We start from the raw sequence: 11,654 nt of genomic DNA on the forward strand, positions 1-11,654 counted from the left end.
CGGGTGCGAGGATGGGCGGCCGACGGCGGGACGACGGGGAAGAGGTCAGGCGTGGGGCTCAACGGGCTCGAGGACAGGGTCTTCGACGCGGTGCTGTTCGACATGGACGGGACGCTGGTCGACTCGACCGCGGCCGTCTACCGGGCGTGGGCGCGCTGGGCGGTCGAGCACGGGGTCGCCGAGGAGCAGATGCGCGGCCACGACGGGATCCCGGCGGCGAGCATCGTGGCCAAGTTCCTGCCCGAGGACCAGCGCGAGGCCGGCATCCTGCGCATCAACGAGCTCGAGCTGTCGGACACCGGCGGCCTGGCCGTGCTGCCCGGCGCGGCCGAGGCGCTGGCCGCCCTGGTCGACGCCCCCAACGCGATCGCCACCTCGTGCACGATGCCGCTGGCCAAGGCCCGGATCGCCGCGTCGGGGCTCGCCGCCCCGACGGTGCTCGTGACGGCCGACCAGGTCGAGCACGGCAAGCCGGCGCCCGACCCCTACCTGCTGGCCGCGGAGCGCCTCGGCGTCGACCCCGCGCGCTGCCTGGTGGTCGAGGACGCGCCGCTCGGGCTCCAGGCCGCCAAGGCGGCCGGCTGCGCGACGCTCGCCGTCGTCACCACGACGGCCCGCGAGAAGCTGGACGCGGACGCGATCGTCGGGGACCTCTCCGAGGTGCGCTTCGAGCCGGGCGCCGACGGCATCCGGGTGCGCCCCGCCGCCTGAGGCGCGGTCCGGGAGCCGGGGCTCAGGCCGACGGCTCCTGGCGGCCCTCGGGAGCCGGGGAGAGCTTGACGGCGGTCCCGTACGCGACGACCTCGCTCAGGGACTGGGTGATCTCGCTGCAGTCGAAGCGGAGCCCGACGACGGCGTCCGCGCCGGCCTCGCGCGCCATCTCGACGACCTTGGCGATCGCGTCCTGACGGGAGTCGGTGAGCATCGCGGTGTAGCCCTCGACCACGCCCGCGTTGCGCAGGTCGGGCCGCAGCTCGCGGGTCCGGGCGACGACGGAGACGACCGGGCCCAGGACCTCGGTGGTCTCCCGGCCGGGGACGGCGTCCATGGTCAGCACCGGCATCCCGAAGCGGCGCAGCGTCGGTCGCTGCGGCGCGGGCGGCGCCCACTGCTGCTGCTGCCCGTACTGGCCGTAGCCCTGCTGCGGCGGCTGGCCGTAGCCCTGCGGCTGCCCGTAGGGCGCCTGCTGCGGCTGCTGCCCGTAGGGGCTCTGCTGCGGCTGGCCGTACGGGTTCGGCTGGCGGCCCGGCTGCCCGTAGGGGGGCTGCTGGCCGTACGGGTTGCTCATGCCGCCCAAGATATCGGGCGCAAGGCCCTCGCGAGGCCCGGCCGGCCGGCCGGGTCCACCCCGGGCTGTCGCGTTCCGCGAGCGCTAGCGAGTGGATCGCAGGCGGGGGGGGTGTGGGGGGTCGTCCCCCCTCGTGGGGCTGTCGCGTTCCGGGAGCGCCAGCGAGTGGATCGCACGCGGGGGGTGTGGGGGCTCGTCCCCCCTCGTGGGGTTGTCGCGTTCCGGGAGCGCCAGCGAGTGGATCGCGGGCGGGGGGTGTGGGGGGTCGTCCCCCCTCATGAATCAGCCGAGCTCGGTCATGGAGACCGACACGAACATCTCCGACTCGCCGCCGGAGTAGGTGCCGCGCAGGGGCGCCACGTCGCCGTAGTCGCGGCCCTGCCCGACCCGGACGTAGCGGTCGGTCAGCCGCTGGCCCTGCGTCGGGTCGTAGGAGACCCACGTGCCGCACCACCACTCCACCCAGGAGTGGCTCTCGCCGGTGACCGTGCCGCCCGCCGAACCGCCGGGGTGCAGGTAGCCGGACACGTAGCGCGCCGGCAGCCCGATCGAGCGCAGCGCGCCCAGGGCCACGTGGGTGAAGTCCTGGCAGACCCCGGTGCCGAGCTCCCAGACCTCCGCCGCGGTGCTGTTGACCGTCGTGGAGCCGCGCTTGTAGCGCAGGTGGTCGTGCACGATCCGGCACACGTCGAGCCCGGCCAGCCGCGGCGCCTGCCCGGCGACGGCGGCGACCTCCGCGGCGAGGGCCGGCGGCGGGGTCGTGCGGTCGGTCACGGCGAGGAAGTCGGTCATCGGGTCGATGACGCCGCGGTCCCGCAGCGCCGCCCAGCCGAGGTCGTTGCGCGGGGGGCGCCGTTCGGTGTCCCAGGCGATCTCGTCGGCCCGCGTGTCGACCACGGCCTGGGCGTGGACGGTCAGCCGCTCGTGCGGCTCGTGCAGCTCGAAGGTCGTGACCGTCGTGCCCCAGTAGTCGACGTAGCTGAAGCTCCACGCCGTCGGCTCGATGGTGATCCGGTTCGTCCAGACCGTCTGGCCGTCACGGGTCAGCGGCGTCATCCGGGCCTCGTTGAACGACGAGCGCACGGGGGAGTCGTACCGGAAGCCGGTCTGGTGGTCGATGCTCAGCCGCATGGGGTGACCTCTCTGGCCGGCTCGGTGGGGGTCACCGGGTGCCCCCGGTGACCCAGGCGTGCTGGTCCTCGGCGGCGAAGTACTGCCGCGTGACGAGCTCGGTGACCGCGGCCGTCACGTCCTGCACCGCGCCCATCTCCTCGTCGAGGTGGGCGACGAGCTCGTTCATGTCGGCGTACTCGAGGCGGGCGCGCAGCTGGCCCAGCTGGCGGCGGGCCTGGGAGGCGCGGCCGGAGGAGTCGGCGTCGTCCACGGCGAGCTTGGCCAGGCAGTCCGAGGCGGCGGTGAGCCCGTGCATGATCGAGCGCGGGAAGCGGCCGTCCAGGATCAGGAACTCGGCCGCGGAGGCGTCGTTGTGCACCCCGCGGTAGGTCCGCAGGAAGGCGTCGTGCCCGCCGCAGCCGCGCAGCACGGAGGGCCACTGCGACGCCCCGCCCGACACCGACGCCGACGCCACCAGCCGCGACGTCATGTCGGCCTGCTCGAGGCACCGGCCGAGCGAGAGGAACTGCCACCCGTCGTCGCGCACCATCGTCCCGCGGGCGATGCCGCCGAACAGGGCGCTGCGCTCGCGCGCCCAGTTCAGGAAGCCGTTCGCCCGCGCGACGCCGAAGCCGCCCGACGGCAGCTGGTGCCAGGTGGTGTTGATGCACTCCCACAGGTCCAGCGGGATGACCTCGCGGGCCCGCCGCGCGTTGTCCCGGGCGGCCGCCCAGCAGGAGAAGATCGAGCTCGGCTCGTGGCGGTCGAACGCCAGCAGCCGCAGCAGGTCGGTGTGCGTGGGCTCCTCGACGCCCTCGACGCTCATCAGGGCGAGCAGGTTGGCGCTCGCCTGCATCTCGGTCGAGCTGTCCTCGACGAGCAGGCGGAGGTGGGTCTGCAGGAGGCGGGCGGTGTCCTCGGCGCGCTCGACGTAGCGCCCGATCCAGAACATCGACTCCGCGATGCGGCTGAGGATCATCGGGCCGCCCCCGTCCCGGGCCGTCCGTCGCCCTGCTGCTGCTGCTCCTCCTGCTGGCGGTGGCCGGGGGTGCGCGAGGGCACGTCGACGCGGGCCCGGCCGACGACCATCGGCACGACCGGCCGTACCGGCGGGGCCGCGGTCGGCGGGGGGACGACGGGCGCGCGTTCGGGGGCGACGTCCGGGTCGACCGGGGCGGTGGCCACGGTGCCGGCCAGGTCGCCCTCCTCGGCGCGCAGCTCGGCCTCGACCGCGTCCACGTCGTCGACGACGCGGGGGAACGACGTGCTCAGGACCCAGGTGTCCTTGCTGCCGCCGCCCTGGCTGCTGTTCACCACGAGCTCGCCCTCGGGAAGCGCGACGCGGGTCAGACCGCCGGGCAGCACGTAGACGCTGTCGCCGTTGTTCACCGCGAAGGGCCGCAGGTCGACGTGGCGCGGGCGCAGCTGGTCGTCGATCAGCGTCGGCACGGTGGACAGCTGCACCACCGGCTGCGCGATCCAGCCGCGCGGGTCGGCGACCACCCGGGCGCGCAGGGCGTCCAGCTCCTCGCGGGTGGCGCGGGGGCCGATGACGATGCCCTTGCCCCCGGAGCCGTCGACCGGCTTGACCACGAGCTCGTCGAGGCGGTCGAGGACCTCCTCGCGGGCCTCGTCCTCCTCCAGCCGCCAGGTGTCCACGTTCGCGATGATCGGGTCCTCGTGGAGGTAGTAGCGGATCAGGTCGGGGACGTAGGTGTAGATCAGCTTGTCGTCGGCGACGCCGTTGCCGATGGCGTTGGCCAGGGCGACCCCGCCCGTACGCACGGCGTTGACCAGGCCGGGCACGCCCAGCATCGAGTCGCTGCGGAAGAAGACCGGGTCGAGGAAGTCGTCGTCCAGGCGGCGGTAGATGACGTCCACGCGACGCAGCCCCGCGGTCGTCCGCATGAAGACCTTGCCGCGCCGGCACTCGAGGTCGCGGCCCTCGACGAGCTCGACACCCATCGTGCGGGCGAGCAGCGTGTGCTCGAAGTAGGCGGAGTTGTAGACGCCGGGGGTGAGCACGACGATGTTCGGGTCGTCGGTGACCGGCGAGGCCTTGCGCAGCGCCTGCAGGAGCCGGGCCGGGTAGTCACCGACCGAGCGGATCCGCTGGTTGGCGAAGGCGTCGGGCAGCGCGGTGATCATCGCGGTGCGGTTCGTCATGACGTACGAGACGCCGCTCGGCACCCGGAAGTTGTCCTCGAGGACGCGGACGTCGCCCTCCGGGGTGCGGATCAGGTCGACCCCGGCGACGTGGATGCGGACGCCGTTCGGCGGCCGGACGCCCCACACCACGCGGTGGAAGTGCGCGGACGTGGTGATCAGCTGGCTCGGCACGACGCCGTCGGAGATGACCTTGGCGTCGGAGTAGACGTCGTCGAGGAACAGCTCCATCGCTCGCACGCGCTGCGCGACGCCGGACTCGATGGTGTCCCACTCCGCGGCCGCGATGACCCGGGGCACGAGGTCCAGCGGGAACGGCCGCTCGACGCCGCCGACGTCGAAGGTCACGCCCGCCTGCGTGTAGTTGCTGGCCAGGGCCTCGGCGATGCCCTTGAGCTCGGCCGGCGTGCTCTGCTGCAGCGTCGCGTGGATCGCCCGGTAGCTGGGCCGGACGCTGCCGGACGCGTCGACCATCTCGTCGAAGGCGACACCCGGGCGGTAGTCGGACAAGACGTCGGGCATGACCGTGACCCTACTCAGAGCGACGCACCTCACATCATCGGTGCTCGGCCGGGTCCTCCTGTGTGAACTTCTCAGCCTCGGCCCGGGCGGGCGCTCAGGTGTTGCCCAGCACCACCGCGAGGACGACGAGCAGCAGCAGCACGAAGAGGAAGACCATGAGGCCGACGAAGACCGCGCTGCCCGGACGCTTCTGGGGCGTGAACCCCATGGCGCCGTCCTTGCCGACGGTCGTCATCGGCCCCGAGAAGAAGATCTCGCTCGTGGAGCCCGGCTCGACGGGCACCGCGAGCGACGCGCGGCCGTACGTGCGCCCCAGGTAGACCTGCGCGGCCTCGACCTGCCGCAGCCCGGCCGGCGCGGGAAAGGCGTTGCGGCCCCAGCGGACCGTCGCCCGGTGGCCGTCGATGGTCAGCAGCGGCTCGATCATCCCCATCGCCCCGACCGGCTTGTTGAGGTTGATCACCAGCTCGCCCGTCGGACCGCTCCCGTACGCCTCCGGCGCGACCAGGGGCGCGCCGTAGCCCGCCGGGACGAAGCCCTGCTCGGCGAGCGGCTCGGACGTCGGGCCCGGCGCCGGGGACCCGTGGCCCTGGGGCGCCCCGTAGCCTTGCGGCGCTCCGTACCCCTGCGGGGCGCCGTACCCCTGGGGTGCTCCGTAGCCCTGCGGTGCCCCGGCGCCCGGGGGCGGTCCCGAGGGGGCGGGCTGGTCGGGGGACCACGGCTGCTGCGGCGACGACATGGCCGCCAGTCTGTCAGCGCGAGGGTCCTCGGAGGGCTGGATCCGGACTTATCCCCAGGTCCCCGGCCACTAGTCTGAGCCGGTGCCAGACGAGCTGACCGACGCCGCGACGACCGAGGCCACGGAGGCGGCGGCGGTCTCCGAGCAGCGCCGCGTGCGGCAGGAGAAGCGGGCCCGGCTGCTCGAGGAGGGCCGCCAGCCGTACCCCGTGTCGGTCGGGCGGACCCACTCGCTGCGCGAGGTGCGGTCGCGCTGGGCGAGCCTCGCCACGGGCGAGGAGACGCAGGACGTCGTCGGCGTGGCCGGGCGGGTCGTGTTCCTGCGCAACACCGGCAAGCTCTGCTTCGCCACGCTCCAGGAGGGCCTCTCGACGGCCGACACGGGCGTCCGCCTCCAGGTCATGCTGTCCCTCGCCGAGGTGGGCGAGGAGGCGCTGGCCGCCTGGAAGGCCGACGTCGACCTGGGCGACTTCGTCTACGTCCGCGGCCGGGTCGTCTCCTCCCGCCGCGGCGAGCTGAGCGTGATGGCCGGCAGCTGGGAGCTGGCGTCCAAGGCGCTGCGGCCGCTGCCCAACCTCTACACCGAGCTCTCCGAGGAGACCCGGGTCCGGCAGCGGTACGCCGACCTGACGGTCCGCGAGGAGGCCCGGCAGATGGTCCTGACCCGCGCGAAGGTGACGCGGAGCATCCGGGACACGCTGCACCGCCACGACTTCCTCGAGGTCGAGACGCCCGTCCTCCAGCTGGTGCACGGCGGTGCGCACGCACGCCCGTTCCCCACGCACCTGAACGCGTTCGACGTCGACATGACGCTGCGCATCGCGCTCGAGCTCTACCTCAAGCGCGCCGTCGTCGGCGGCGTCGACCGGGTGTACGAGATGGGCCGGATCTTCCGCAACGAGGGCGTCGACTCGACCCACAGCCCCGAGTTCACGATGCTCGAGTTCTACGAGGCGTGGGGCGACCAGAAGACCGTCGCCGACCTGACCCGGCAGATCATCCTCGACGTCGCTGACGTGCTCGGCACCCGGCAGATCGAGACGCCGGCCGGCGTGATCGACCTCGACGGCGAGTGGCGCTGGCTCGGGGTCTACCCCGGCCTGTCGGCGGTGCTCGGCGAGGAGGTGCTCCCGGAGACCTCGCTCGAGCGCCTGCACGCGATCGCGACCGCGCGCGGCGTGGCCCTCGACCCGGCGTGGGGCGAGCAGAAGGTCGTCATGGAGCTGTTCGCGGAGCTCGTCGAGCCGACGCTGCTGCAGCCGACGTTCGTCTGCGACTACCCGCCGATCGCGCAGCCGCTGGCCCGTCCGCACCGCAGCGACCCGGCGCTCATCGAGGCCTGGGACCTGTTCATCGGCGGGGTCGAGCGGGGTACCGGCTTCTCCGAGCTGATCGATCCGGTCATCCAGCGCGAGCGGCTCACGGCCCAGTCGCTCGAGGCCGCCGCGGGCGACCCCGAGGCGATGCAGCTCGACGAGGACTTCCTGGACGCCCTCGAGCTCGGCGCACCGCCGATGGGCGGCGTCGGCCTGGGGCTCGACCGGCTGATCATGCTCTTCACCGGCGTCGGCATCCGCGAGTCGATCCTCTTCCCGCTGCTGCGCCCCGGTTCCTGACCGGGAGCCGGACGAACGGGGAAGTTCTGACCGCGTAGTCGCGGCCGGAACTTCCCCGTTCTCGTCGGGCAGGGCTAGCGCGAGCGGCGCGGGCTGGGCTCGTCGGGGTCGCGGAGGTCGGAGAAGTCGCCGAAGTCGTCCTCGTGACGGCGCCAGCGGCGCCGCGACGGCTTCTCCGTGGCGTCCGAGACGACGTCGGCCACGGGGTCACCGGTGGGCACGGGATCGGCCTTCGGCTCCGGGGCGGTCGTCGGCGCGGCGCCGGAGGCGCTGACGGCCGGCAGGATCGTCTTCTCCGTGTCGCCCTCGGGCTCCACGGTCGGCGCGGCCTCCTCGACCGGGGCGGCGGCGACGGCCGGACGCTTACGGCCGGGGAGCGAGAGGCGTCGGCGCTCCGACGGGACGAGCGCGGTGCCCTCACCGGCGGCGCCGGCCCCCGCCCCGACCCCGGCGGGCTGAACGCGGCCGGCGCGGACGACGGCCACCCCGATCGCCGTGGTCAGGGGGACGGCGAGGACGAGGCCGATGGAGCCGACGAGGGTCCGGACGATCTCGTCCGAGAACTGCTCGGTCTGCAGCACCTGCAGCAGCGGCCGGTCGTAGACGGCGATCAGCAGCAGCACCGACAGCGACGCACCCGCCGTGGCGAAGGCGATCGTGTAGACGGTCGAGGCGATGTGGTCGCGGCCGATCCGCATGGCCCGCGTGAACAGGTCGCGCTTGCGCAGGCGCAGGGCCTGGCCGTTCTCGTCGAGGTAGTGACCGTCGGCCAGCTCCCAGACGGCCGAGGCCTGGGTGATGGTCACGTCGTTCAGCACGCCGAGGCCGGCGACGATGATCCCGCAGATCACCACCGACGTCAGCTGCAGGTCGGGCGTCGCGGCGGCGAGGATGTAGTCGTCCTCGCTGGCGACGCCGGTCAGGTGCGCCCAGCCGGTCGCGAAGGCGCCGAGCGCGGCGCTGAGCCCGAGCCCGAACAGGGTCCCGACCAGGGCGGTCGTCGTCCGCGCGCTGAAGCCGTGGGCCGCGTACAGGACGACGAACATGATCGCGGACGAGCCGATCAGGCCGATGACGACGGGGTTCTGGCCGGCGACGAGGGCCGGGAACATGAACTTGACGAGGATCAGCGCCGCGAAGGCCAGGCCGAGCAGCGACGCCAGGCCGCGCCAGCGGGCGACCGCGACGACGACGAGCGCGAACACGATGCTCAGGACGATGAGCGGCGTACGGCGGTCGAAGTCGGAGAACTGGTACGAGGCGCCCTGCCCGTCGCCCGGCGGGACCCGGATCAGGACGATGTCCTGCCCGACCTCGGCGCCCGAGGCGTAGAGGGCCTGGGTGAGCGGGACGCTGGCCACGTCCCCGCGGCCGTCGCCGTCGGTGACCGTGGCCGTCAGGTTGGCGCAGGCGTTGGCGCCCTGCTCGCCGGGCGTCGAGCCGGGCAGGCCGTCGCAGGCGATCTGCTCGACGCCGGTGATCTTCGCGTGCGGGTAGGTGACCCCGGCGACGCTGTAGCCCGCCGCGTCGGCGTTCACGTGGTCGGCGACGTCGCCCGGCCAGAGGGCGATCAGGCCGACCAGGGTCCAGATCCCGAGCGGGATCAGCACCACGATGAGGATCCGCAGCGCCCGGCGGTGGCGGTAGAGCTCCGCGGCGGTGACCTGGTGCTCGGAGCCGTCGTGGGCGGCGAGGTGACCGTGCCCGGCCGCACCACGTCCGCCGCGTGCGGCGTTGCTGTGCGTGTGCGCCACGTCGTCCGCCTAGTCTCTTGGTCCGTGAGCCGATCGTCGGAGGGGCGTCGGACCCACGACCCCCACGAAGATCCACGGCCCGCGCGTGGCCCGCGCGACGTCGGCGGACAATCTAACCCAGCCGACCCGAACCCCCCGTCTTCCGCGCAGCGACCGGCCCTCACCGTCGGACGCCGCTGGATGCTCCTCTGCGCGGCGATCGGTCTCGCGCTGCTGGTGACCGGCGCGTGGTCGCTACCCCGGCCGTCCGCCCTCGTCCCGTCCTCCGCGCCCGCCATCGGGGCCGCTCCCGCCCGGGCCTCGGCCTCGCCGGGCGAGCCGGCCGCGTCGAGCCCGGCGGCCCCGCCGACCACGGAACCCGCCCAGGCCCAGGGCGTCCTCGTCGCCGACACGGGCCCGGGCACGTACGAGGAGGCGAAGGTCTCCGTCCCGAGCACGACGGACGAGGGCCGGCTCTACCGCTTCGACGTCCGGGTGGAGAAGGGCCTCGACCTCGACCCGGACGCGGTGGCGCGCGCGCTCGAGAAGACGCTCGACGACCCCCGCAGCTGGCGGTCGACCGGCCGGGTGCGGTTCGCCCTGGTCGCCGCCGGCGAGACCGCCGACCTGCACGCGTACGTCGTCACGCCCGGCACGACCGACAAGCTGTGCGCGCCGCTGCTGACCCGCGGCGAGGTGTCCTGCCGCGCGGGGGACAAGGTCGTCCTCAACGCCAAGCGGTGGGTGCTCGGGGCGGACGCGTACGGGACCGACGTCGCGGCCTACCGGGAGTACCTCGTGAACCACGAGTTCGGGCACGCGCTCGGGCACTCCCACGTCGGCTGCCCGCGGACCGGCCAGCCCTCCCCGGTGATGCTGCAGCAGACCAAGGGCCTGCAGGGCTGCACGGCCAACCCGTGGCCCTCGGTCACGAAGGGATGAGCGCCGCCCCCGACGTCCGGCTGGAGCGGGTCCCCGTCGCCGTCGCCCGCGCGCTGGTCGACGGGAGCCTCGTGCGGCCGCGGACCTGGCACCCGGAGTTCCCGGCCGGCGGGACGCTGAGCGCCGCGCGGATGCTGCTCGGCGCGTACGAGGCCCTCGGTCGCGACCCTGAGACCTCGCCCTGGTGGTTCTTCGCCGTGGTCGTCGACGGCCGGGTCGTCGGCGACGCCGGGTTCCACGGGCCGCCGCCGGAGGACGGCCCGGCCGAGGTCGAGGTCGGCTACCAGGTCGCGCCGGCCCTGCGCGGCCGCGGCGTCGCGACCCGGGCGTGCGCCCTGCTGCTCGAGCACGCCTGGCGCCACGGCGCCGACGTCGTCCGCGCCGAGGTCGAGCCCGACAACCCGGACGGTCCCGCCTCGCTCGCCGTGCTGCGGGCCAACGGGTTCGTCCGGACGCCGCGGGGCGACCTCGCGGTGGTCGCGCCCGGGAGCGCGGAGCCCGTCACCGGTGCGGGTGTCGGCGGGCCGACATAGAGTTTCCGACGCGATGAGCACGGAGGTCGGGGGTCTGACCCGGCGCCTGGTCCTGGACCGGACGCCGATGCTCGGCGCCTTCTTCGCGCCGCACCGGCGCGGTTCCGGGGACCCGACGCACCGGTCGCTGGGCGGCATCCACCTCCGGACCACGCGGACGTCGACGGGCACGGCCCTGCTCAAGGTCGTCGCCCAGGGCACCGAGGTGTCCGCGCGCGCCTGGGGCGACGGCGCCGAGCAGGTGCTCGACCAGCTGCCGCGCTTCCTGGGCGAGGACGACGACGTGAGCGGCTTCGAGCCGCGCCACCCGGTCGTCGCCGAGGCGCACCGCCACCACGCGCACTTCCGGGTCGGGCGCACGGACGCCGTCTTCGAGGCCATGGCGCCGGCCTGCCTCGAGCAGGTGGTGACGGGCAAGGAGGCGTTCCGCGCCTGGCGGCTGCTGGTGCGCGAGTTCGGTGAACCCGCGCCCGGCCCCACGCAGGAGCCGGGCTCGGCGGCGTACGGGATGTTCGTGGCGCCGACCCCGGAGGTCTGGGCGCGGGTGCCGAGCTGGCGCTTCCTGGCGGCCGGGGTCGAGGAGCGACGCAGCCGCACCCTGGTCCGGACCGCCCAGCGGGCGGCGGCGCTCGAACGGACGCTGAGGGGCACGAACGAGGCGGCCGACGTGGCGCTCCGCAGCCTTCCCGGCGTGGGTCCGTGGACCTCGGCGGAGGTGCGTCAGCGCGCCCACGGCGACGCCGACGCCTGGAGCGTGGGCGACTACCACGTGGGCAAGAACATCACCTGGGCCCTGACGGGCGAGGTGCTGGACGACGACGCGGCGACCGAGCTGCTGGAGCCCTACCGCGGGCACCGCTTCCGGGTGCAGCAGCTGCTCGGGCTGGTCGGGGCACGACGGCCCCGGCACGCGCCACGGATGACGTTGCCGACCCACACCCCGTACGCGACCCGCGGCCGTTCCTGAGGCTGCGGCCCGCACGAGCCCGGACGCGCGTCGGGC

The 11,654-nt window shown here is 74.2% G+C and carries 11 protein-coding genes; 5 read left to right on the top strand and 6 right to left on the bottom strand.

Going from position 1 to position 11,654, the window contains the following annotated elements; translation table 11 throughout:
• The first annotated feature begins 51 nt into the window (after nt 1-51).
• Nucleotides 52-711: an HAD-IA family hydrolase gene (locus ABD665_RS11400; protein ID WP_344742372.1), complete on the top strand. Its 660-nt coding sequence runs from the start codon at nt 52-54 to the stop codon at nt 709-711.
• Nucleotides 712-733: 22 nt separating this feature from the next.
• On the opposite strand, the gene ABD665_RS11405 is transcribed toward ABD665_RS11400, so the two are convergent.
• From ABD665_RS11405 to ABD665_RS11425, 5 genes are all read right to left on the bottom strand, one after another.
• Nucleotides 734-1,288, bottom strand: a complete 555-nt coding sequence (locus tag ABD665_RS11405) for a heavy metal-binding domain-containing protein (RefSeq protein ID WP_204910554.1) — start codon at nt 1,286-1,288, stop codon at nt 734-736.
• 282 nt (nt 1,289-1,570) lie between these two features.
• Nucleotides 1,571-2,419: a transglutaminase N-terminal domain-containing protein gene (locus tag ABD665_RS11410; protein WP_204910553.1), complete on the bottom strand. Its 849-nt coding sequence runs from the start codon at nt 2,417-2,419 to the stop codon at nt 1,571-1,573.
• A gap of 31 nt (nt 2,420-2,450) precedes the next feature.
• The gene (locus ABD665_RS11415; RefSeq protein WP_204910552.1) at nt 2,451-3,380 is read right to left on the bottom strand and encodes an alpha-E domain-containing protein; all 930 of its coding nucleotides are present in this window, start codon (nt 3,378-3,380) and stop codon (nt 2,451-2,453) included.
• A complete protein-coding gene (locus ABD665_RS11420) occupies nt 3,377-5,089 on the bottom strand; it encodes a circularly permuted type 2 ATP-grasp protein (protein ID WP_204910551.1) in 1,713 nt (570 codons plus the stop codon). The genes ABD665_RS11415 and ABD665_RS11420 overlap by 4 nt, the downstream gene beginning before the upstream one ends.
• Nucleotides 5,090-5,183: 94 nt before the next feature.
• Nucleotides 5,184-5,828, bottom strand: a complete 645-nt coding sequence (locus tag ABD665_RS11425) for a hypothetical protein (RefSeq protein WP_204915024.1) — start codon at nt 5,826-5,828, stop codon at nt 5,184-5,186.
• Nucleotides 5,829-5,922: 94 nt separating this feature from the next.
• Here ABD665_RS11425 and lysS point away from each other — a divergent pair, with 94 nt between their 5' ends.
• The gene (lysS, locus tag ABD665_RS11430) at nt 5,923-7,443 is read left to right on the top strand and encodes a lysine--tRNA ligase (RefSeq protein ID WP_204913706.1); all 1,521 of its coding nucleotides are present in this window, start codon (nt 5,923-5,925) and stop codon (nt 7,441-7,443) included.
• A gap of 74 nt (nt 7,444-7,517) precedes the next feature.
• Here lysS and ABD665_RS11435 read toward each other — a convergent pair whose 3' ends face one another.
• Nucleotides 7,518-9,197 (bottom strand): YibE/F family protein, encoded by a 1,680-nt coding sequence (locus tag ABD665_RS11435; protein ID WP_204910550.1) that lies wholly within the window; start codon nt 9,195-9,197, stop codon nt 7,518-7,520.
• 180 nt (nt 9,198-9,377) lie between these two features.
• On the opposite strand from ABD665_RS11435, the gene ABD665_RS11440 reads away from it, so the two are divergent.
• Genes ABD665_RS11440 through ABD665_RS11450 form a run of 3 tightly spaced genes read left to right on the top strand, consistent with a single transcriptional unit; the run spans nt 9,378 to nt 11,618 of the window.
• Nucleotides 9,378-10,118: a DUF3152 domain-containing protein gene (locus tag ABD665_RS11440; RefSeq protein WP_204910549.1), complete on the top strand. Its 741-nt coding sequence runs from the start codon at nt 9,378-9,380 to the stop codon at nt 10,116-10,118.
• The gene (locus ABD665_RS11445; RefSeq protein ID WP_204910548.1) at nt 10,115-10,651 is read left to right on the top strand and encodes a GNAT family N-acetyltransferase; all 537 of its coding nucleotides are present in this window, start codon (nt 10,115-10,117) and stop codon (nt 10,649-10,651) included. The genes ABD665_RS11440 and ABD665_RS11445 overlap by 4 nt, the downstream gene beginning before the upstream one ends.
• A gap of 13 nt (nt 10,652-10,664) precedes the next feature.
• Nucleotides 10,665-11,618 (top strand): DNA-3-methyladenine glycosylase family protein, encoded by a 954-nt coding sequence (locus tag ABD665_RS11450; protein ID WP_344742378.1) that lies wholly within the window; start codon nt 10,665-10,667, stop codon nt 11,616-11,618.
• The last annotated feature ends 36 nt before the right edge of the window (nt 11,619-11,654 follow it).

It is taken from the genome of Microlunatus spumicola, from assembly GCF_039536445.1.
In the GTDB taxonomy this organism is placed as follows: domain Bacteria; phylum Actinomycetota; class Actinomycetes; order Propionibacteriales; family Propionibacteriaceae; genus Microlunatus; species Microlunatus spumicola.